13 protein-coding genes are annotated in these 24214 nt (G+C 45.7%); 1 reads left to right on the top strand and 12 read right to left on the bottom strand.

What is annotated here, in order from left to right; translation table 11 throughout:
- Positions 1-8: 8 nt before the first annotated feature.
- Complete coding sequence (locus tag PP178_RS13870) at positions 9-749, top strand: rhomboid family intramembrane serine protease (protein WP_272594956.1); 741 nt, start codon at positions 9-11, stop codon at positions 747-749.
- Here PP178_RS13870 and rlmB read toward each other — a convergent pair.
- The 12 genes from rlmB to PP178_RS13810 form a co-directional block, all read right to left on the bottom strand.
- Complete coding sequence (gene rlmB, locus PP178_RS13865; RefSeq protein WP_272594955.1) at positions 746-1483, bottom strand: 23S rRNA (guanosine(2251)-2'-O)-methyltransferase RlmB; 738 nt, start codon at positions 1481-1483, stop codon at positions 746-748. The two genes, PP178_RS13870 and rlmB, sit on opposite strands and share 4 nt — an antisense overlap.
- A gap of 198 nt (positions 1484-1681) precedes the next feature.
- A complete protein-coding gene (locus PP178_RS13860) occupies positions 1682-3112 on the bottom strand; it encodes a SusD/RagB family nutrient-binding outer membrane lipoprotein (RefSeq protein WP_272594954.1) in 1431 nt (476 codons plus the stop codon).
- 10 nt (positions 3113-3122) lie between these two features.
- Positions 3123-6377, bottom strand: a complete 3255-nt coding sequence (locus PP178_RS13855) for a SusC/RagA family TonB-linked outer membrane protein (protein ID WP_272594953.1) — start codon at positions 6375-6377, stop codon at positions 3123-3125.
- 553 nt (positions 6378-6930) lie between these two features.
- Positions 6931-8262, bottom strand: a complete 1332-nt coding sequence (locus PP178_RS13850) for an aryl-sulfate sulfotransferase (RefSeq protein WP_272594952.1) — start codon at positions 8260-8262, stop codon at positions 6931-6933.
- Between the two features lie 25 nt (positions 8263-8287).
- Positions 8288-9037, bottom strand: a complete 750-nt coding sequence (locus PP178_RS13845) for a hypothetical protein (protein WP_272594951.1) — start codon at positions 9035-9037, stop codon at positions 8288-8290.
- Positions 9034-12357: a VCBS repeat-containing protein gene (locus PP178_RS13840; protein ID WP_272594950.1), complete on the bottom strand. Its 3324-nt coding sequence runs from the start codon at positions 12355-12357 to the stop codon at positions 9034-9036. Before PP178_RS13840 ends, PP178_RS13845 begins: the two co-directional genes overlap by 4 nt.
- Before the next feature lie 248 nt (positions 12358-12605).
- A complete protein-coding gene (locus tag PP178_RS13835; RefSeq protein WP_272594949.1) occupies positions 12606-13508 on the bottom strand; it encodes a hypothetical protein in 903 nt (300 codons plus the stop codon).
- Between the two features lie 15 nt (positions 13509-13523).
- Positions 13524-15194 (bottom strand): SusD/RagB family nutrient-binding outer membrane lipoprotein, encoded by a 1671-nt coding sequence (locus tag PP178_RS13830; protein ID WP_272594948.1) that lies wholly within the window; start codon positions 15192-15194, stop codon positions 13524-13526.
- Between the two features lie 26 nt (positions 15195-15220).
- The gene (locus tag PP178_RS13825; protein ID WP_272594947.1) at positions 15221-18457 is read right to left on the bottom strand and encodes a SusC/RagA family TonB-linked outer membrane protein; all 3237 of its coding nucleotides are present in this window, start codon (positions 18455-18457) and stop codon (positions 15221-15223) included.
- Between the two features lie 556 nt (positions 18458-19013).
- A complete protein-coding gene (locus PP178_RS13820; protein WP_272594946.1) occupies positions 19014-19538 on the bottom strand; it encodes a hypothetical protein in 525 nt (174 codons plus the stop codon).
- 12 nt (positions 19539-19550) lie between these two features.
- Positions 19551-20972 carry a SusD/RagB family nutrient-binding outer membrane lipoprotein gene (locus tag PP178_RS13815; RefSeq protein ID WP_272594945.1) on the bottom strand — a complete coding sequence of 474 codons (1422 nt, stop codon included), beginning with the start codon at positions 20970-20972 and terminating at the stop codon, positions 19551-19553.
- Positions 20973-20984: 12 nt separating this feature from the next.
- The gene (locus PP178_RS13810; protein ID WP_272594944.1) at positions 20985-24134 is read right to left on the bottom strand and encodes a SusC/RagA family TonB-linked outer membrane protein; all 3150 of its coding nucleotides are present in this window, start codon (positions 24132-24134) and stop codon (positions 20985-20987) included.
- Positions 24135-24214 lie beyond the last annotated feature (80 nt).

Raw genomic sequence — 24214 nt, 5'->3', positions numbered from 1 at the left:
TTCAGCCCATGGCAGAGTATTCTCAATTTCGGTACACCCCTGCGGTGATCCTGGTTCCGATGATCATGGTGCTCATCATGTGGACTGTTTTTTATATCGAAGTCCGCTTTGGGGTTAACCTGAACGAATTTGGAGTTTACCCTCGTACTGTTTCGGGTCTAAAAGGAATAGTATTCAGCCCTTTTATCCATGGATCGGTCCGTCACTTATACAATAACACCTTCCCCGTGATCATCTTACTGGCATCCTTGTTTTACTTCTACAGGGATGTCTCCTTCAAGGTCCTGCTGTGGGGAATAGTACTATCCGGGCTAATCACCTGGATTATTGGCAGGCCGTCTAACCATATCGGTGCCAGTGGACTTATCTATGTATTGGCGAGTTTTATTTTTTTTAAAGGGATAAATACCAAGCACTACAGGTTGGTTGCCCTTTCCCTGGCAGTAGTGTTTATTTACGGCGGGCTACTTTGGTATATCTTCCCATTGAAAGAAGAGATTTCCTGGGAAGGTCATTTGGGTGGGTTCCTCAGCGGGTTTCTCCTGGCTTTCCTCTTAAAGGCCAAGGTGCCGGTGAGCAGGAAATATGCCTGGGAAGCGGACGACTACGATGAATCTTCAGATGAGTTCATGCGCCAATTTGACGAGGATGGTAACTTTATAGAAACTATAAAAGAAGAGGATCCTCCACAGGTTGAATATCGCTATACCTATAAGCCCTCAGATCAGAATAAAGAGGAACAGGATTAGGCCTGTCTTTGCCGCAGTGCCTCATACAGGAACACACCACAAGCTACAGAGACGTTCAGCGAGCCTATTTCCCCTTTGAGGGGCAACCTGGCCAGCTCATCCGCACTTTTTAAAATAGAAGGACTGATACCTGTATTCTCGGATCCCATGATGATGGCCGCCGGTCCGGTAAATGACACATCGTATAGGGACTGGTTCGTTTTTTCCGTGGCTGCGATCACCCTATACCCTGACGATTGTAAATAAAATACTGCGTCTTTCAGGTGGTCTACTTTAGCGATAGGTACCCTGAATGCAGCGCCGGCAGAGGTTTTAATGGTATCTGCAGAGACGGGAGCTGCTCCCTTTTTCTGGATCACTATGGCATCCACGCCGGTACATTCGGCAGTTCTAATGATAGCACCAAAATTACGGACGTCCGAGATCTGGTCCAATAATAACAGCAGGGGAGGGGTGTCCCTTTCGCTCAGTTCTTCCACCAGGGTTTCAAAAGTATGGAAAGCGATGGGAGAAGTTAAAGCAACGACCCCCTGGTGATTACCTTGTGTAAAACGATTAAGCCTCGGCAGTGGAACATATGATGTGCTGATGCCGTTTTTACGGATCAGGGTCTCCAATTCTTTGTAAAGTGCACCCTGTAATCCTTTCTGAAGGTAAACCTTGTCTATAGGTTCATTAGCCTGTATTGCTTCTATGACTGCTCTCAGGCCATAGATCTCGGTATTTTTTTCCATGCCGCAAAGGTAGGTAATTTGTTATCTTCTTTTAATGCCATACATCAGAATCCATGACTCTGTAGTGTGATAAGAATATTAGCTTGGTAAGGAGGGTGGAGTGAGCATGCAAATTTACTTAAACGGCGCAATTCAGAGGTCATAAAAAAAGGCTGTTGCAGAACAACAGCCTTAATTGATTAACCTAATTCAAAAAGATTAGTCGACATCCCAGAAGATCTTAGTGGTCTTTTCATCTCCACCAATAGCAGACTGGGCTTTATTAAGCTCTTCCCCGTTCAGCGTTGCTTCTGATAATGGGTATAAGAACCTTGTCGGGATATCAGCTACTGTTTGCCCTTCAGGAGCATTAAGTGCCGGCTCATCCAGGAGTCTCCAGGTGGTCCAGCCTTCATAACCAATATTAAACATCGCGATCCATTTTTGGGTCCCGATCTTTTCTTCAAAATCACCGGAAGCTGTTGCGTAGGCAACTTCTGGTTGTAAGAGGTAAGCATCAGCTTCAGCTTGTGTTCCTCCCCATTCAAGGATAGAGGCTGTAACTCCTGCATTGTAGAATTCCTCTGCGGTTCCTCCTACAGCGTAACCACGTGCTGCAGCTTCTGCCAGTAAGAAGTTTACCTCTGCAGCCGTCATGATATTACCGACAAGATCGGGCTGCTTTAAAAGATCACCAATTGAAGAAGCGCTTGCCGGAGAGTTGGCACTGCCGTATTCTCCACCTACGTATTCTCCTTCAATTGTTTCAAAGTAATACTGTCGACGTGGATCATCAAGAGTGTTCAGCCTGTCTATAAATGTATCTGCTCCTACAAAGTCGTTCCTGCCACTCTGTACCAATGATACCCAAAGTGGGTTGGTGTTAGGGGCAGAGGCAAGGTACTTGATCCCGAAGTTTTCCGAGTTATCAAGGATAAGCTCACCGGCTGCAGCAGACTCAGCTAATTGCTGGGATACGGCAGGTTCTACATCAGCAAGACGCATAGCCAATCTCAGTTTCAGGGAATTCGCCGCTTTTTTCCAAAGGGCAACATTTCCGTCATAGATAGGATCCTGGCTTCCTTCAAAACCTGATCCACCGTCCATATTGGCGATTGCCTCGTCCAGGTTAGCCAAGAGCTGGTCGTAGATTGCAGGGCCAGAATCGTAGGCTGGCGTAGTATTCGCAGGATCCAGGGCCTCAGCGTAAGGTACATCGCCAAAAGTATCTACCAGGATATGGTATGCGTATACTTCCATGAAGTTGATGATCGCCAACTTGTTTTCCAGGTTTGGATCCGGGATTACCTGGTTATCTGCGATCAGGTTCTCGCGAGCACCTTTAAGATCCTGTAATACATCCCTGTAAAGGGTGTTCCATATACTACCGCCAATATTACGACCAGTCTGGTTGTACTGGCTCTCATCGGGATAAGTGGTCTGTGCCCAGTATTGAGCATACAGCCTGAATACATTGTTGTTTACACTTGATGAATTCAAGAGGTCGAACATGTTCCGGGTTCCGTTAGTGAACAAAGCACTACCGGGGACTGCTGATGGATTTTTAGTGTCTACGTTCAGACTTTCATCCACCGTACACGAGGCCATAAATGCCAGTGCACCAATTGTTGTTAAAATATATTTCTTCATTCCTGTACTATTAAAATTCTAGATTAAGGTTAAGACCAACGGTTTTTAATGTTGGGTAAGACCCGGATAAGTATCCTTGAACATTACCGGCTCCAAGTCCTGATTCCGGATCGGCAAAAGGAACATTCTTGTCAATGATCCAAAGGTTCCTACCGACTAATGAAACACTTGCTCCTGAGAAAAGGTCGTCATTGAACCAACGTTTAACAGGCAGCTTATAACTGATAGAAAGTTCTCTCAGCTTTACATAAGAAGCATCATAAACATTAAGGGCATTAGGGTTCCTGCTAGAGTTACCCCAGTAGAACGCACCTCCGTAGAAGTCTGCACGAGCACGGGTGGTGTTAGGCTGTCCGTCTTCGGTAACCCCTTCGTTCAGGATACCACCGCTGTCAGGACCGTCTGTGACGGGGTTTCTTACCGGGTTTCCAAGTTCGTTAAGCCCGGCGGTGAAATAAGGAAGCCCGGTTCCTTTTCCATAGCTGTTGTCCAGTGAGAATACATCTCCACCTTGCTGAACATCGATAAGGAAACTTAAGGTGATATCCTTATAGTTGAATCGGTTGGTTAGACCACCGGTCCAATCAGGGTTTACATTCCCGATCACCTGGTCTGATACCGCCTTGTAGTAACCGCTAGAGTTAACCACGCGTTGTCCATTCAGGAACTCAAAACCGGTTCCGCGGATAGTACCGTATGGCTCACCTAAGGTTGCGTTGATAGAGACACCACCCTGGAAGGAATTCAGTTGTAGGTTTTGTTGGTCACCGAGCAGGCTGATCACCTTGTTACGGTTCCTGGACCAGTTTACGATTACATCCCAACGGAAGTTTTCGGTTTGCACCGGTACAGCGTTTAATCCAACCTCGATACCCTTGTTCTCGATCTCACCGGCATTCACCCATCTCCTGGAGAATCCTGTGGCCGCTGTTTGGGATACCGGTAACAATTGGTCTTCAGTGTTCTTCTTGTAGGCCGTGATGTCTAATCCTAAGCGCCTGTTGAACATGTTTGTCTCAATACCAAATTCGATCTCCTTAGTGCGCTCCGGTACTAGGTCTGCATTCTGCTTAGTTCCTGGGAAAGAAGCAATGACAGAGGTTCCAAAGTTATTCAGGATGTCGTAGGTGTCAAAAACGTTATTTGCAGGCAGGTCGTTTCCTACTTCTGCGTATCCTGCACGGATCTTACCGAAGTTCAACCACTGTGCATTGATGAAGTCGTCAAACACTAAACTGGAACTAACTCCGTAGTAGTTGTAACTGTTGTTGCCATCTGGCAGTGCAGAGGAAACATCAAAACGTTCTGTAAGATCTACGTATAGCTTATTCCAGAATCCAAGTGAAGCCTGGGCGTAGTATCCTACTACTTCTTTTTTCTGCAGAACCTCTAATGGCTTAGGTACCGGGTTCCTTGAATTTACCAGCGAGTAAAGTCCTGGTGCGATCAGTCCACCGGCAGTAGACTGCTCGTAAAAGCTATAGGTTTCCCTACGCAGGTTGATACCTGTTACCCCGGCTAGGGTAATATCATCAGACAGGGTGGTGTTCACGTTGAACATCAGGTCGTAGTTGTATTCTGAAAAAGTAATGTCCTTACGGTCATACCCCGAAGATTCAGAATCTCTTAACAGGCCAAAGGGCGCTGCAACGGATCCTACTGCACGACGCTCCTCACGAAGTTCCGTGTAGGTGTCAACAGCTCCTTTAGCAGTAACATCCAACCAGTTGGTCAGTTGGTAAGTGGCAAAAAGATTACCGTAGAAACGGTTCCTGCGGTCTGTCTGGAAGTTTTTGTAACGTGTCCAGTAAGGGTTGTCCCAGTAATGTGGCTGCAAGACAGATCCACCCAAGGCGCCTTCGTGGTTCCAGGAATAGTTAAGACCTGTTTGCTCATAGATCTCTCTCTGGTCATCGATATCGACATTTACCTGCCACCACTGGCGGAATTGCGACATCAGGTTATCGCTGTACCCGGTAGAGTTCCTACCCTTGGTACGCTGAACAATAAAGTTGGCATTAGCACCAACATCAAAACGGTCGTTAACCTTAAGTGTACCACTGAGGTTAAAAGTGTTCTTGTTCAGATTCGAATTGGGAAGCATTCCCTGGGTTTCGAAGTTAGTATACCCAAGTCGATATGTCATTTTCTCGCTCCCACCTGAAACAGCAACCGAGTTGTTCATCTGGTAAGAAGTCTCGAAAAAGTCGACCGGGGTTGCTTTTCCGGCTACGTAAGGCGTAGCTTTCAGGTAGTTATCTGATTCAGGAACAAAAGCGTCCCACTGGTAAACAAGTCGGCCATCTAATCGACCTCCATAGGAGGCATCGTCATAGGTTGGAACTACAAGATCGTCTGTACCGTCCCCGTTAACATCGATATCTTCAAAGTAACCCGTAGACCCATAGTAAGGACCATATCCGGCACCGTACTCATCCTGGTAATCAAGGAAAGTCGATTTATCGATCTGTCCTACAGTGACCCCGGAAGAAACAGATACTTTAGTGCTTCCTGCCTTCCCTTTTTTGGTAGTGATGATGATTACCCCGTTAGATCCCCTTGAACCGTATACGGCAGATGCAGCTGCACCTTTCAGGATGTTGATAGAAGCAACATCATCTGGGTTAATATCCGATGCGGCGTTACCGTAATCGTAACCGGTACTACCTCCCTGCTGTGCAGCGGAGTTGTTGATCCTGTTAGAGACCGGGATACCATCAATTACAAATAAGGGTTGGTTGTTCCCTGTCAGGGAACTCACCCCACGGATCAGGAAGTTGGCAGATCCACCAAAGTTGTTATTGGCTTTAATCTGTACTCCGCTTACTTTACCTGAAAGTGAATTTACTACGTTGTCTACCTTTACAGTATTAACAGCTTCGCCTTCCAGTTCCTGGGCTGCGTAACCAAGAGACTTTTTTTCCCTTGAGATTCCAAGACCGGTAACCACAACTTCGTCCAATGCCTGGGCATCTTCTTCCATCTGGACGTCTATGGTATTTCCGGTTCCCACTTCCTTGGCAACTTCCTTCTGGCCGATATAGGTAAAGAGCAATACCTGTCCTTCACTGGCCTGGATCGAATAGTTCCCGTCAAAGTCGGACTGGGTACCGTTCACAGTGCCCTGAACCAGGATGTTAACTCCCGGTAATGGGAGGCCGGATTGGTCTACCACCGTACCGGAAATCGTTTTGTCTTGCGCAAAGGTGACTTGCGCAATCAACGCTAAGAATAGCGTCAGAATTCCACTAAGTTTTGTTTTCATTATTTGATATTTTGATTTAGCGCCTCGAAATTCTTAATAATAGCTTAGGATGTCAATGATTTGTTTAACTATCTGGTCTAAAAATGCATACTATTCTGATAGTCAGTTAAGCATGTTTTTTTGGTTAATTTATAAATGCTAAAGTCTTTATAATACTTTGTTAAACGCGGTTTTTTCTTAATCCCTGGCAGTAAGACTCCTATATTTTCAGAGTTACGGATTTCGTTAAATAGTCGACTATAATCTAAATATTTAGCTATATTTTTAAGAAATAGTTAAACAATTGATTGGGAGGATATTGTGTTTTCCGATGAAATTTGAACGGAAGAAAATTGCGAATGAGGGTTTGTGAAAGGTATTTTGGAGCGTAAGAAAGGGAATGTTTCTAAGTGGGGGTTGGGCGTATTATAAACAAAGAAACTTCCCTAGTGAGAAGTTTCTTTATTCTGTAAACTACTTAGTATTTCAGTAATGTGAGAGGTAGCACCTTGAGTAACCCAACAATTTTAATTTGTGTTGTGCTAATGACTTACTATATCAATGCCATTTTAATCTAATTCAGACCTAGCGCATTGATCTCCGGTGCCGTCTTATCGTAATGATAAGCTCTCCAGTAAAAGCCGGGACTATGGTATTGCCATACTACTTTGCCATCCCGGGTAACTTCCCAGATACCATAATCACCTTCTGTGATCATGATATTTCCATTAGGTAATGGCACTGCTCCGGATACTTTTGGAGAATAGAGATCGGGATGTGTAAAACTCCAGCTTACAACAGGTTCGTTATTAACTCCAGGCTGCAAGGAATAGGAAGGGGGTAGCTGAAGTTCGTATACGGTGGATTGAGTTATTCCATTGGAGAATATCAGCATCTTCCCGCTATCTTCTCCGCTAAGTAAATTCGGAAAATGATTATTGTTGAATAATCGTGTTCCCGCCGTGTTTTGGTAAGCTTCCGGGTTTCCGAAACGGTATATTAAGTCGCCCCCTTTGCCGTAATTACCTCCATTTTCACCGGCAGCTTCTTCGCTGGTTGTACTATGGTCAATTACCCATACTTCAGAAAAGAAATTTACACTCAGGAAAATAAGGTCGTTTTCAGGGTCATAGGCGATGCCGTTAGCATGCATAATATCGCCTTTTTCATGGGATACGTAATTGAGATCTACCTTTTGGGGATTTTCTGCAACGCTGCCAAAATTGAGTTTGTCAGGAAATAATTCCTGCACGAGGTGGTCCATGACATGCCACTCCCAGACAATTTCATTGGTTTGGGGGTTAACTTCGATAATTCCCTCTACGAATACATCCATCCCATGTCCCGAGCCTGCGGCTTCTGCTTCGGCTTGGGGTATTTTTTCCCAAACCATGGCAATTACATTTCCATTGGGAAGCAATTCCGCATCGTGATGTAATTCCGCTTCTTCAGAAGAATAATCGAAATTCCATTCGATCGTACCGTCGGCTGCCACAAATTGTAATTTGCCTCCCTGTCCCCCTAAGGCCATTTTCACATCATCAGCTTCCAGGGAAGCTAATAGTCTTCCGTCAGGCAGAAGAAATACGTCATTACCAATGTTGTTGCTCAATGCCCAGTCATAAACTCGCTCTCCCTGCTTATTGATAATGTAGACTTCATTGGAGGCTGCATTGTTCACAAGGATGTAATTGTCCATCACCAGGTCAGGAAAAAAGAAGGTGACTGGGCTTTCCGGTGTTTCACTACCCCCTTGTTCTTCCTCCTCTTCTTCCTCTTCTTCAAGAACAGGTTCTTCCGGTATGGCTTCGGGTTCTTTAGGAGCCGGATCATCTTTTTCACATGAAACCAGCAGTAAACTACACGTACATATAAAAAGCAGTAGGGGTATTCTGAAAGCCTTCATGGTATTTCTTTTATGTATAACCGGGTTAGTTTAAATTGAGGTGTTGTACGGCAATAATAAACTCCTCCTCATTTTTAATATTCAGGCCTTTTTCTTTCAGAAATGCCTTAAGCGATGCCTTATCTTCATTTTTCACCCTGGAGATTAAGGCATTGTTTTTATTCTTGATCTCGTCAATGCGATCAATTCCTTCAACCTGTAAGAAGTATTCCGTGAACTGGGTGAATTTACTGGGAACTGCTTTGACGAACGAATTCTGGGCCTTCATCCCTTCAGTGTACTTTACTCGGGTACGGCGGAATAACTTATAATCTCCCTCATCGGCCAGGGTGACCAGGTACCCGTTCATGGTCTTTCCGGTCTTGTCAATAAATGTTTTGAAAGAAAGTGGATACTTCCCGGTCATTACCCGGATCTGTTTATCCCTTGCTAATGCCTGGATAGGTTCATTGGGCAGGTTATCTATCTTGATCTCTATTTCTTCGTTCAGCGCATTATAGCGATAGAATAGTTGCCCCATCTTTTCGTCCCCGTAATACATAGTGGCGGGGAGGAAAATATCGGAGGTATACGGGGAGCCTTTAAAGTCATCACTTTCAAAGGTGCGTTTGCGCTGTGCTTCATTGATATTTCCAAGCAGTCCCTGGATCTGGGCGGCGTTCCCGCCAAAACTGGAGCCACCGCTTGAAAGGTTGGTGGGGATCTGACCTGAGGTCTGTGCGCTCATGGCCGCTGCGGCGCAGAACGTAGTTGCAAATAAAACTAGTTTTTTCAATTTTTAGGATTTTGGATTATAGGGGAATGACTTTCGTTGAACTTATAAAGTAAAGGAAAATCGTCGTTCCTCGCCATGATCAGCAGGTTTTTTTCCTTCATGGGAAGGCTGACCATTCGTTTTATGTTTCCGGCTGCATAAATTCCTGATCGGGCGTAAGATACAGAGTTATAGCCTCCCTGGGTATCTGATATCAGGATAACCCCTGAAAGTGCATCAAGCCTGGGGGTTTCTACCTCGGTTTCGTAAAGGTTGCCGGCAACAAGCATGTCATCATATCCGTCCTGGTTAATATCCATGGATACAGCATCCATTATGGGAAAAGCTTGTGCCTGTTCGGGGAGTGATACCTTTTCAAATTTCATATTCCCTTTGTTGATCAAGAGTAGAGATCTGAATTCTGTAACTTCTTTGGTGTAGGAGTTATCAATTTCTTTACCCAGGACTTCCCCAATGGAAGCTCCTGCAAACTCACGGTAGGTTTGAAATTTTTCTTTGATATGCGGCATTTGCTGGGAGGAACATTCCCGCCCACGAACGGGGACATATTTACCGTTATAAATTTTACTCAATACGATATCATTGGTGCCATTCTTATCAAAATCGGTAGCGAATACCTTAAAAGGTTTCTCCGGGGAAGGTTTAAATTTGATGTTCTTGCCGGCATTACCGATGACGTAGTCTTTTAAGCCGTCATTATTGACATCGGTCTCTGTGATAGAGAACCACCATCCCTTTTCTCCTGTATAACCCGGGGTGTCTTTCACAAGCCTGAAAGTTCCCTGCTCATTTTTAAAGAAACCTATGGGACTCCATTCTCCCACCGCGATGAAATCATCCCAGCCATCCTGGTCAAAATCGGTAACCTGTATGTCATTGATAATCCCAAAATCCACCAAACCGGGAGCTACGTTTGCACTCACGTTAACCAGGGTTCCATTATCGTTCCGGTATAAGGTAGAGGGGGCATGGCGTGGGAAATTCCAGGGGATGATCCGGTTTCCCACCAACAAGTCCTGGTCACCGTCTTTGTCATAGTCTATGGCCGTAACCGTATGCCCGCTTTCAGCATAACTCTGCAGCACAGGCAACTCAGCTTTGCTGAAATTCCCATTACCGGAATTCAGGTAAATTCGGTCCGCATAGTAGGAGGAATGATGTTCATATTCGTTTCCGCCACTCACTACATACAAGTCGAGGTCCCCGTCTCCCTCCAGGTCAAAAAAGACGGCTGCAGTATCTTCTTGCCTGGAATCTTCTTGGAAGGCCTCTATATTCAGCTGTTTAAATCCGCTTTCTTGTTGTATGAACAGGGCACCACTCTGTCCTGAAGCGCCACCGATATAGAGATCGATCAATCCATCCCCATTCACGTCTGCCTTGGCCAGTGCAGGCCCCATGGTCGACTGTTTGTAGGGGAGAAGTACTTCCATTTCAAAATCATCATAGTCGTTTTCCCGGTGCCTGTGATCCAATTGAACAGTTGCCCGGTCCAGGGCGCTGAAATAGGGTGATTGCGGCCTTGCTTCTTCTGTAAACTCAGCCTCTTCCCGCTTTGCGGTGATCACAGAGTTGCTGGCAACGCCAAATTTCCTGATTTGTTTGCCATCAGGCCATTCGATAATCAATGTATCTACCTTAGTAGCCGAGCCAAGCCCAAAATGGGCCGAATTTTCCTGGGCAGACATATACCCCCGTACCCGCTTGGTTTCAATGAATTGTTGTTGCCCATTTGCTTTAACGGTTACCTTGACGAAATCTTCCGAAGCGAGCTTTACCTTGAGAAAATTGGAGGATTTCTTATCCGCAGACCGATTCTGGTACAGGAAAGCATTTTCGTCCATATTGTTTACCACAAGGTCCAGGTCACCATCGTTATCAAGATCGCCCAAGGCAGCTCCATTACTGAAAGAAAGATCGTTTAGCCCCCATTCCTGGCCGGCCTCATGGAATTTAAGCTCTCCTGAATTTTGGTATACGAGGTTGGGAAGTTTTTCAGAAGGCATGGCGTTATAAAGCTGAGTTTTCACCTCTATGGGCACCTCGTCTCCATAGCGCTGGCGGGCCTTGTAGACTTTTTGCTGCAGATCATTGTCCAGGGCATACCTGCGATACCCGTTGGTGATATAAATATCTTTGTCCCCGTTAAGGTCAAGGTCAGACATCAGTACGGTCCAGCTCCAGTCAGAGCTTCCCATATCCAGCATATGGGCAATGTTATTATAGTGCGAATTGCCCAGGTTCAGCTGTAGTGAATTGAACATGTACTGGTAGTGGAAATCCGCTTTATTTACCAGGTAATCAAACCTGTCCGTGCTCATCGATGCCATCAGGGTTTTTGCGCGGTAATGATCACTGGAAGCCATATCCAGGACAAAGATATCCTCCATGCCGTCATTGTTGATATCGGCTACATCAATGCCCATTCCATAATAGGAGATCTGTTGAGTGAATTCTTTTATCTCATCCTTAAAAGTGCCATCACCCTGGTTGATAAAAAGAGCATCCGGGATATAATAATCACTTGCGATATAGATGTCTAAAAGACCGTCGGTATTGATGTCTGACACCATAAGACCGAGCCCGAAAATAGGGCGAAGTATTCCTGCTTGCCGGCTGACGTCGGTAAAGACTCCTCCGTCATTGCGATAAAGGTGAGAGCTGTTAAAGTATTCCGCTTCCTTGTTCTCCGCTATCATTTTGTACAGGTTGATGGGATCTACCCCGTACAATTCATTTTCGTTCATCACGATACAGTCCAGGTCCCCGTCATTATCGTAATCAAAAAAGGCAGATTGGGTACTTATACCCATGTCCGCCAGGCCGTATTGCTCGGCTTCTTCGCTAAAGGTCCCGTCTTTTTGATTGATGAATAGCAGGTTCTTCCTGCTCAACCTGGGGTTTGGTCCTCCCTGGGAGATATAGATGTCCATCCAGTCATCATTGTTGATGTCCACAAACGTGACCCCGTTAGACCAGTTCTTGCCGATATTAATCCCTGAACTCTCTGTAATGTCTGTGAACTGCAGATCTCCTTTGTTCAGGTAGATCTTATTGCCTACCTGGTTGCCGCAAAATACGACATCGAGCAGTCCATCATTGTTCAAATCTTCAACACCTACACCGGCGCCATTATAGAAGTAGTCAAAATTAAAGAGATTCTCGAGGGTGTTAAGATTTTCCTTGATATCATTGCTAAACCATAGCCCACTGGTGGCCGGATCTACCCTCTCAAATATCTGCTGTTGTTCAGCGTCGGCTATCGATGATTCATCATGAGGCTGTTCTTTGCAGCCGCCAAGGCAGCTAAGCAGAAGCATTACCAGGAAATATCTTATTGTTAAGGTATAAGGAAGACGGGACTTCATTATTCTATACGCGTACATGTGGATTTGATTGGAGGTAAAAAAGAGCTTTAAAAATACAATATTTAACCTTATAAAAACAGGGGAACCATGTTAAGATGTTCATTATTAACACTAGTTCATTTAAAGCACAAGAAGTTTTTGGATTAAATAAAAAAACCCGGGCCAATAGCCCGGGTTTCTTTTTATGATGTCCTTACCTGTTACAGGTTATCAGGACAGTAATCCAATAATTCTACTCCTGATGAAGGACTTGGTCCTGCATCTACTACAGTATTACCGTTAGCAGAAGTTAGCTGGAAAGTAACTTCCGAGTCCCAATCACCGGATTGGTACTGAACTGAAATTACTTCATCAGCGGCGCCAACCGTAAAGGTGGCTACCCCAGCTACAGCCTCACCGATGCTGTCTAATGAGTAAGCAGTTGTCTCACCGTCAATTGTGATAAGTACAGCTGCTCCGTTCCATCCGTCTCCGTATGAATCCTGCATAGCCAGTGACCATACACCTGCAGTAGGCTTAGATGGTGCACAAACTACATTAGCAGTGTACAGGAATGGAGAATTGAAATAAGATCCTGTAATAGTACCCGAGTTATCGGCGAAAGAAAAACGTCTTCCGTCAGTCAGTACTGCTTCAAAACGGATCTCAAATTGATCTCCTCCTTCTACCTCACTAGAAGGCAGGCCTAGAGCGCTTAGCATTTCATCTCCACTAATAGTGTAAGAGATCACTGGTAATCCACGATCACCTGTGCTGAATGAAGACGCAGGCAAGGTAGCAGCCAAAACCTGGGCCTTGTCATTATCTGTGCCACCGGCGGTATTATCACGATAGCCTACATATACTTCTACTTCTGCTAACAGGTCTCCGTCTTCGTGGTCCTGGTATTCCAGCTCTACACCAAAACTGGCGCCGGGAGCTATAGTACCATCAGACTGAATGGCAACCTCGTTAGAGAGTACGTTTAGAGTTCTAAGGACAACTCCTCTCGTAGTACCAGAAGTGACCTGGTCCACGATCTCATTGCTGTCTTCACAAGCTGCGAATACCAAAACGATCCCAGCTAGTATACTTCCTAATAGTTTATTTTGAAACTTTTTCATTTTTCTTCTTAGTTATTAATTAGCAGGTGGGAATGTTGGGCTCGCAGGATTGTTGTCCCAGAATACCTGCTCAGTCAACGTAGTTTTCTGTTGGATATTCGGGTTGGTGATCACCTCGTTCTGTGCATACAGGAATGATCTTGGGAATGGTCCCGGATCTGGTTCCCAGTTAGGTACCAAAGTGGTAGGGAAACCGGTCAGCCTGTAATAGTTGTAGGCTTCTGTCGCTCCACCAAATAAGGTGATAAAATATTGCTCTGCAAAGATGTTTTGCTGATCATCTCCGCTTGCAGCTAAATAAGCAGCCACCGTATCGGAAATGTATGTATCTACATCTGTCTGGGATGGTGCAACTGAAGAATCTGCATTGCTATCAAGAGAACCGAATGACTGAACTTTAGCGATGTGTTTCTCGAGACCAGCTTCCATGAAGTTAGCCTTTTCAGCAGGGCTGCTCGCCATGATTCCTCTCCAGAAATCTACATAAGCAGCTAAAATGATAGGCTCAATTCCGGCTCCGCCGCCACCTAATCCTAGGCCAACGGTTCCAAAGCTGTTGTCATCAAAACGTCCACCTGCAGGGTATACACCTACGGCAACCCTTGTAAAGTTGTCCGGAGGAGTTCCTTCGTCATTTCCGTGAGTTCTACCCCAGTATCCATTAGGTACGCTACAGTAAGTATAACCCCCATCCTGGAAGTGCTGTGGTGGCACCGCCAGAGAACATGCAAGAGTCTCCTCATTAGCAGGAGCATCTGCACCTGGTGTAGCGTCTACCTGTCGGTAGAAGTAGTAACGTATTCTCGGATCACCTTTATCCAACATTGTTTCCATCAACCAGTTAGACTGGTAAATGTTAGCTCCTGAAGGAGTATAATCCGCTGCGTAATCCGGATGACGATCATCAGGTTGTAATTCACTGGTACCGTAAGCAAATTGAAAATCATCATCATTGTCTGCGATAAAATCTCCGCCTGCGATGATGCTGTTAAAAGTAGCAGTATCACCTGTAAGAACGGCAGCCCTTAAACGAAGGGTGTTGATCAGCTTGATCCACTTGTCAGTGTCACCACCATAGAACATATCGGTAGCGCCTTGGGTAGCAGGTCCGGAAGCTAATAAAGCTTCAGCTTCATTTAATAAGCCTTGTGCGGCTGCATAGATCGCAGGACCGTCATCCAGGGTAGGAGCAGGAAATTCTACCGGCTGTAAAGCCTCGCTCCATACTGCCTGGCCAAGGTAATCTGCTAATTGGAAAAGGTTGTGTGCTGCAAGCACTTTACCAACTCCTATGTGGAATGAGTAATCAACATCGGTCTGCGAATCGATCAACTCCAGGTTCTGGATATTGGTCAGAATACCTACGTCTACTCCTCTTCCTGGACCGTTGCCCCCACCACTGTAGAAGCGTGCCCAGATGCCGTTAAAAGTAGCACCGGAATAGTTGTTAAAGTAGTTACGACCAAACATATAGTCGATACGAGTTACTGCAGCGCCAATGTCGCTGATCGTACCCTGGTTGGTTGCGTAGGCTAACTGAATAGAATTCAGCAACAGGTTAGGGTCTGCCTGGTCAGAGGCAAGGTCGTTCGGACTCACACGTAAGTCCAAATCTGTCGTTTCACAGGCCTGGAATAACCCTCCCGTGATAAGGACAATCGTAATATATTTAAATAGTTTTTTCATAATTTCTATATCATTAACAATTTTTATTAGAAAGAGGCTTTAACACTGACTCCATATCTCCTTGAGCTAGGCCCGTTGATAAAGTCGAATCCTCGCCCGTTACCAATACCAACACCTTGTACGTTAGGGTCAAAGTTGGCTCCGTCAGGAGTGTTGTATGCATCGTACCACAGGTTAAATCCTTGAGCGGTGATGCTCAGTGATCCAAATGGGGTTCTGTCTAGGAACTTTTTAGGGAATGTATACCCTAAAGAAACCTCTTGCAAACGGATTACAGAAGCATCGTATATCCTGGTCTCGGTAGGTCCGAATAACAGGTTGCTAAAGTAGTACGTAGAGTTGTTGATCTGAACATTGTTAGGCTGACCAGTCGACTCCTGTACTCCCGGAAGGATGTAAGTCGCCAGACGATCTTCTGTCTCAACAATAAGACCACGACCCAGAAGTACCCCGATGGTACTGGAAAGGATATCTCCCCCTTTAGTGTGGTTCACCTGAACCCCAAGATTCCAGTTCTTATACTTAAGCGTGTTAATGAAGTTCATGGTGTAATCAGGAACAGCGTCTCCGACAATTGGAACGTTTCCGTCAAGATCCTGCTCAACGACTACATAGCTACCTGAAGAGTTTACAAGGAAGTTTCCGTCTGCATCTCTTCCGATAGCAGTACCAACAATTGTACCCAGGGACTCACCTTTGATCGCTGCGTTTGAACCTCTGAACAATCCTCCGCCTACAGCCAAACTACCGGCGTAAGCGATGAAATCCTGCTCCTGCTCTGTAACAATCTCGTTGTTAGTAAAGAAGTTCACCCTGGAATTCCAGCTGAAATTCTGTCCTTTAAAGATGTCTACCCCAAGATCAGCTTCAAATCCACTGTTCTTGATCTCCCCAATGTTACTTTGGGTGAAAGAGAACCCGGTTGAAGGGGAAAGTGGCTCAGTAACGATCAGGTCATTAGTCCTCCTGTCAAAATAGGTAAGATCTATAGACACCCTGTTCCTCAGTATACGTGATTCTAAACCAACTTCGTACTCCTCCAGAAGCTCAGGCTTCAGGTCAGGATTGGCACGGAAGTTATCCGTCTGGTTGGTCGTGATAGATCCACCTGTGATCGGGTCATTGTAAACTAAGGTATTTTGCTGTACTACGTTAACTGTAGGATACCCTGTTGGGAAGGTAGCCGATGTACCGTAGCTGGCACGTAACTTAAGGAAATTTAATCCACCTTCGCTACGAAGCCCGTTAAAGGCGGTAGTTGGAAGGAAAGACAAACTAACTCCTGGATACGTCTTGTTGTTATTTTCAGAGGTCAGGTTAGATACCCAGTCAGTTCTTGCCGATACGTTAAGGTAAAGGAAATCATCATAGTCTAAAGTAGCCTGTCCAAGAACACCTACAATATTTCTCTTCTGAGAGAATTGCAATGGTGTCTGGTTCTCGTAGTTGAAGTGCCTTTTGATCCCGTAAACGATCTGCCCGGTAGAGGAAACCCCAGAGCGGTCAAATTCGTCAGATCGGGAAGTGGCACCTACTGTGAATGTCATTCCCAGCTTTTCTGATAATTCATAATCACCGTTCAATGAAAGGAAATGTTCCCAGATGGTGTTGTTGTTATCATAGGTTTGTAAGAATCCGAAGATCGCTTGGGTAAATTCTACCCCACCTTTATTAGATCCGTTAATGTTACGCTCGTTGTAGAAATCAAGACCTGTTCTCCAGTTAAGGTTAAGGTTATCATTGATGTTATAGCTCAACTGAGCGTTCCAGAAGATACGGTTGGTCAACTGTCGATAGGTTACGTTCTTCGCAGTCCATCGTGGGTTGATAATGTCGTTACCATTACGGTAGTAAACACTGGAGCCATCGATAGGATTTTCAAAAGGAAGTCCCATCAAGTCCACTGAACGTGGTGTAAAGAGAACGTTACCATAAACAGAAAGTCCGTCTGTACCGTTACCCCTGGAGGATGCGATAGGAGGAGTTCTATAATCTGTTCTTGAGTAGTTCATAGCACCACTCACAGTAAATTTATTTGACAACTCTGAGCGACCACCGATAGAAAGGTTGGTTCTTTTCAAGGAGTTTCCAGGTGTAAACCCTATGTCATCAAGGTGTCCAAGGTTAACGTTATAGGTTGTTTTTCCACCTTCACTACCTCCGGCAATGTTGATAGAAGTATTGGTAACGTGTCCTGGTCGGAAGAACTCTTCAACAGAGTTGTAAGGTTTCCAGTCGTAACGAGCTCCCTGTAATTCAGGGAATGCAGCTCTTGTAGAAGCAACTGCGGTAGTAGAGTATGGATGCTCAAGGGTCCCGTTATCATCAATTGCTGGTTGGGCTCCCCATCCTGCAGTACCGCCTCTGTCAAAACTTGGCCCCCAGTTAGAGAAGAACCAACCGAACGACTGGTCAAAACCGTTACCGTAAGAATCCTGGTACTCCGGCATGGAAGCCATCTCGTTAGTATAAAAAGATTGGTTAACGGTGATTTCTGTTTTCTTCTTTCCACCGGAAGCAGCACCTGCTTTCGTGGTGATCAGGATCACACCGTTCTTACCCTGGGTTCCGTAAAGGGTTGCTGCTGCAAGACCTTTAAGTACCTCAACACTCGCGATATTGTTTGGATCTATATCAAGGAAACGAGAAGAACCGGTGTTACCACCGATAAAGCTTCCTGTGGCGTTGGTGTCGTTACTGAAAGGAACGCCGTCTACAATGAATAAAGCCTGGTTACTTCCACTAAAGGAACTAAGCCCCCTAATAGTAACGTTGGTTGCAGATCCCGAAGCACCACCCGCAGATGTGATATTTACCCCGGCAGCTTTACCAGAGAGTACCCTGGCGACGTCACCCTCGGAACGTGATTCAAGCTGTTCCTGGCCTACGGAGGTCACCGCATATCCCAGTGCTTTCTTTTCACGCTTGATACCCTGAGCGGTCACGACCACTTCTTCCAGTGCTTGCGCGTCCTCGGCCATTTGCACATTGATAGTGTTGCCTGCTCCGACGGTCCTTGTTTCCTCTCTTTGTCCAATGTAGGTGTAGAGCAGGGTCTGCCCTTCAGCCGCACTGATCGAGTAGTTACCGTCAAAATCGGTCTGGGTACCGACTGTGGTTCCGCTGACAACGATGTTAACGCCAGGTAGGGGCAGGCCGTCTTGGTCTGTAACCGTACCTGAAATCGTCTTTTCCTGTGCAAACGATAGATGCACAACAAACGCTAATAATAGCGTTAAGATTCCATTAAAACTTGTTCTCATTGTATGATTATTTGAATTAGCTAGCCGCTAAAATCTTAATTCTGTGTTAATAATCCAAACTAATTTTAATAAAATTTTAGGCTTTAGAGTGCGAATCTGTTACTAAAACATGGGCCTTGAGAGCATATCCTTAAGGATAAGTGTTAAAAGTCTTGCGAATACCTTTGAGATACTTCTAAAACGCTGTGAATAAGTTGGTTAAAGCCTTTATTATATGCATAATCTGCATAAGTGTCAAGAAATCAGGAAAGTGCCAAAAGTGGGTGCGGAGGGCTGTAGGCAGGGGAGTGGATGGTTTTAATGTATATTGTGATATTGGTGCGGAAAAAGTGGTTCAGATGCGTGCTTTCAAGCCCCTTAAATGACTTGGAAAAACTGTGAATATTAAAGCTATGGATGGTATCATTCTGATATATGAGCGGTATAAATTGACTTATGAACTGCAAAACAGACCGAATTTATGGAATGGCATAAATAAAAAAGTGGAGCCTACATAAAAATGTAAACTCCACTTTAATTGTTGTTAATCTGTATTAAGCCTGGAAAGCTCCAGGACTTAATCTACATCCGCAATGTTCACGGTCTGAGAGCGGAGGGAGGCGGTACCTCCACGTCCTACTTCAACAGTACCCTGCCCATTGGATGCGCTCAGTAGGGTAACCTCCAGCGTCTTGCTTCCATCGGCCACACCGTCTGTCAACAGGGTGATATCGATATCTGCATTAGGTGGTAATCCATCCAGGTTTGCTTCCGGACCCGGTTTACTGATGATGACAGTACCCCCGGCGCTGTCGGCTCCGTCTACTGTGAAGTCTTCACCAAAGACAGCTGATCCGCTAAAGCCATAAGTTACAGTAACATTACTCACTGTTCCCCCGGGAATCTCCACATTAAGGCTAACACTTCCTGCATCTTCCGCGGTATCCACGGGGGCGATAGAAGAGCTGGCTCCAGGAGCACTGAACGCTACATAGGCCGGTAATTCCTCAACCGAAAGGCCTCTGTCATCAAGGTCATAATCCTCGGTGCATCCGGTAAAAACCAGGGCCATAGCGATTATTGTATAAAGTATATTTTTCATTTTTCTCAATTTTTATAAGTTTTCAAACCACATGGGTACGTCTGTATTCTTGTTCGCCGGGGTGTTAGGGTTACTTCCCACTTCATCCGGAGGATAGTTGAATCGCTTCAGGATCGTCGAAATTGTAGACGCCGGTGGTGTTGCCAGTACCGGGAATTGATTTCTCCTTACTTCGTTCCATGCTCTTACAGGCATCAGGAATGATGCCAGGAATTGTTGCTCAAAAACATCATTCGCTGTCGGAGGTGCCAGGCTGGCTACGTAAGCATCTATCTCTGCATCAGATACCGTAGCGATCACACCCGGGATATCTTGTCCCCACCACTTGATGTTGTTCCTTACGCCATTCCTGTAATTCTCATCCGCAGATCCGGCAGCGGCAAACCCATCAAGGGCAAGTTCTGCTTTGTAAAGGTCGATCTCCGACGGCAGCATAAGCATATCCGGCAATGTTGCGCGGATGATGTTGTTGCTTAGAACTGAGGTGGATGGATCTGGAAACTGATCGATACCCGGTGCTGGCAGATCGTTCCTCGCTACCCAAAGGTCATAACGTGGATCCCCTGAACCCCTCAGGATCTCATCGATAGGATCGCCAGGTCCGAAAACATTCTGGCTCTCGTTATCCGGTCCAAAGAAGGCAGTGATAATAGTCAGCATACCATTCTGAGCCCCGGGTTGTCCGGAATACTCCAGGAAGGCTGCTTGTCCATTACTCTCCATCAAGGGTTGGTTAAGCGTAGCATTGATCTGGGCATCCACATTGGCGCCTCCACTTCTAAGCATCATCAGTGCTCGTAATTTAAGTGAATTTGCAAGGATTCTCCAGCTGGCCATATCGCCACCATAAAACATGTCGCTGTTCGCGGTGATGGCAAAATTACCTTCTGCCGGACGACTGTCAATTAAAGCAATAGCTTCGTCGTACATATCAACGATCCCGTTAAGGACAACTTCCTGCTCATCGAATTCTGGTGATGGAAATTCCTGGCCGTTCAAAGCTTGGGTAAACGGAATTTCTTCCCAGAGGCTGGTCAGCTCATAAAAGATATGCGCGCTAAGGATGGTTGCAATTGCATTTACATTATTACTGGTAGGGCCTGCAGCTTCTGCATCGGCCTTCACCAGCGATAGGTTACCGAGGATCTGGTTGTACATCATCCCCCAGGTGTTCCCGGTAAGGAAGATAGAAGTGTTTCCGTTTTTCGGGCTGTTAAAGGTATCCGAAATATATTGAGAAACATCAGGGATCCTGGTTCCTAATTCGGTCACCTTCCTGGACGAGTACTGTACGAACACGAAAGGCAATACCGCGTTAGGGTCGGCAGAAGTCGCTGCCAACGGATCTGTATTGATATCGAGCTTTTCATCGCAAGACGATAAGGCGCCGAATGCCAATACAAATGAAAGTAATATATATTTTAATCTTTTCATCTCTATTTTTTTTTAGAACGTTAACTTAACATTGAAACCGGCACTCCTTGTAGAAGGAATACTTGCTCTTTCTACACCAAAACCGTCTGCACCGGATCCGAAAAGCGTAGCTTCCGGGTCAATGTGTGGTACTTCAGAATAGATCAGCAGAAGGTTACGTCCTTCTATACCTACAGACAGTCCTTTAATGAAACCGTCTCCCAGCATGTCTGAAGGGAAAGTATAGGATAGTCCTGCTTCTCTTAATTTTACATAAGAGGCGTCGTAAACGTAAGGCTCGGCTACACTGTTGTCATTGAGCGACGTCCAGAAATCCTGGGCGTTCAATAAAGGTACATCATTATCCCTTCTGTCGATAATGTTTCCGTCGCCATCCCTGGTAACGATAACACCTTCTGTGTCTATGAAGGTACCTTCACGATTCAACAAGGTTTCCTTAACCAATCCACCTGTCTGTAAGGATTCAACGGTAGAGGACTTAATAACTCCTCCCCATTTTACGTCGGCTGTAGCATAAAGGCTCCATCCTTTGTAAGCAAAGCTGTTTACCCATCCTGCAGTCCAATCCGGTAATACGGATCCTAGCGTTGTAGCTTCACCGGCTTGCCTACGACCTGTATTAGGGTCGATGATCGGGCGGCCTGTCTCCTCGTCCCGTAGGTGAGGGAAAGCATATAGCTGGAATTCCTCTCCGGGAACAGCAACTACCTGAACACTGTTAAAAGCTGAGGCGATTACCACGCGCTCTAGTCCTTCTGTCAATGAAATCACTTCAGATTCCACCCTGGAGAAGTTCAGCGCAGTATTCCATGAGAAGTCACCGGCAACCACAGGTGTGGCATCAATAGCGATCTCGAATCCTTCCTGATCTACACGTCCAACGTTTTGCGTTCTGAAGGCAAAACCTGTTGATTCCGGGATAGGAATATTAAGGATTTGGTTTTCGTTCTTATTATTAAAGTAAGCCATATCTATACCTAACCTGCCGTTAAATAGTTTCAGGTCCAGACCAAATTCGTAAGAGGTCTGTTCTTCCGGTAGCAGGTTCTCGGCAGGAATGGTATTAGAAGCCGAGTAGGCCAATGCCCCGTTGAACGGGAAATTCAGGTTTAATCCATACTGTCCTGTAGCGGTTGTTACCGGGTTGAAGTTAAAGTTCAGGAGGTAAGGGTTGGTATCATTACCTACCTGTGCCCAACTGGCCCTGATCTTACCAAAGGTTAGGAAATCACTGTCTATCCCAAGAGCATCTGTAAATACAAACGCTAAACTTGCGGATGGATAGAAATATGAATTGTTATCCTCCGGAAGGGTAGAGGAGTAGTCATTTCTTGCGGTCAGTGTCAAAGTAGCCCAGCTCTTATACCTAAGCTCGGCAGATCCATAAATACCGAACAGCCTTGATTCTGCGAAGTCACGAACCGGGATGGTCTGTGCTGCGTTGGCAGGGCTGAATAGTTCCGGGATCAGCAGGTCTACACCTTGAATTTGCTGTCTTTCAAAGATCCTTGAGTTGTACTGCATACCTCCAAGGATATTAAAGCTGAAGTCCTCACCCAGGTCTGTGTCGTATGTGGCGATCACATCAGAGGTAAGTTCGTTCCTGCGGATGTTATCAGAGATGAAATCTCCGAACAATCTTCCGACGGTACCTTTGCTGTTCTCGATCAGTCGACGGTCATCCTGCAAGTCGGCACCTACCCTTGCGGTAAGGCTGAACTTTTCCCACGGCTTAAAGGTCACCTGGAAATTACCAAAGATACGGTCATCGTCCCTGTCATTAGCATTTTCATTCCTGATCCAGAATGGGTTGTTAGTCTGGTTCCCGTTGTTCGCTGTAACCAGGTTGATCTGGTTGCCACTTTCGTCGATCCATGGGCGGAACAGACGCTGGTCTAGCGTGCTGCTGAAAGAGCTGTAGCTTATAATGTTTGGGTCGTTTGCTCCGGTAGCACCTGTACCGCGACTCTGAGTGGTGGTGTATTGTACACTGAATCTTGATTCCAGTTTTTCATTGTGCTTCACCCCGGCATTCAGGCCGATGGTGATCCTGTCCAGGCTAGATCCCGGAAGTATACCGGTCTGGTTAGTGGAAGTTAAACTCAGCCTGTAATCAAATCGCTGGTTGGCATCCGCCACGGCAAAGTTGTTTATCCTGGTGATCCCCGTTTGGAAGAAATCATCTATACCGTTATTAGGGACTGCAGTAAGTGGTCCTCTTTCCCCGGTAATTGGGAGATTGTCTACGGTTTGGCCAACGATCTTAGGTCCCCAGTCAAATCCGACAGAACCGGCATCGTACTGCCCATTTGATCCCATGGCGTATTCTTGCTGGTAATCCGGAGTTCTGAAAAGAGTCTCGAATCTTGTGGTAGAATTCACGGTAACTTGTGCTCCGCCACCTTCACCAGAAGCTCCTCTTTTAGTGGTAACGATAATAGCACCACCTGCTGCCCTGGATCCGTATAGTGCCGTTGCGGCAGCTCCTTTAAGAACGTTGATCGATTCTACGTCATCAGGGTTGATAACCGATGCTCCGTTGGCAAAATCCCTTGTTCCTGAGATCCTGCTCCCGTTACCCGGTGTCTGTGAATCATTGATAAGGACGCCATCCACAACCCAAAGCGGGTTATTACGTCCTGATAAAGAGGATACCCCACGGATAATGATCTTGGAGGAACCACCAAGGTTACCACCGGTGTTGGTGATCTGTACCCCGGTTACTTTTCCTTGTAGTGAATTAACGATGTTGGTTTCCCTCGCTTTCACCAGTTCTTCGCCTTTTACGATGTCTGTACCGTAACCCAGGGTCCTGGTTTCCCTTTGAATACCCAGGGCGGTTACAACTACTTCTTCTAAAGCTTCGGCATCTTCTTCCATCTGAACATCAATGGTGTTTGATGCGCCTACTGTTCTTTCTACGGTCTTCTGACCCAAGTAGGTGTATCGCAGGGTCTGGCCTGTACTGGCCATGATGGTATAATTACCATCAAAATCCGTTTGTGTTCCTGTGACCGTACCTGCAACGATCACATTAACACCAGGTAAAGGCTCACCGGACTGGTCCGTGACCGTACCTGAAATCGTTTTCTCCTGGGCATAGGAGAAACTCATTACTAATGCCAGTAACGGCATTAGCATCCAAGTTAATTTAGATTTCATTTATTTGGTTTTTGAATTAGTGGGCACAAAATCTTAATAATTCGTTAATAAACCAAGTGATTTTTCACAAATTATTAGGG

The sequence above is a fragment of the Zeaxanthinibacter sp. PT1 genome, assembly GCF_028464225.1.
Taxonomy (GTDB): Bacteria; Bacteroidota; Bacteroidia; order Flavobacteriales; family Flavobacteriaceae; genus Zeaxanthinibacter.
The sequence above is the reverse complement of the archived record's forward strand: the minus strand, read 5'-3'. Positions and strand labels throughout refer to the sequence as shown.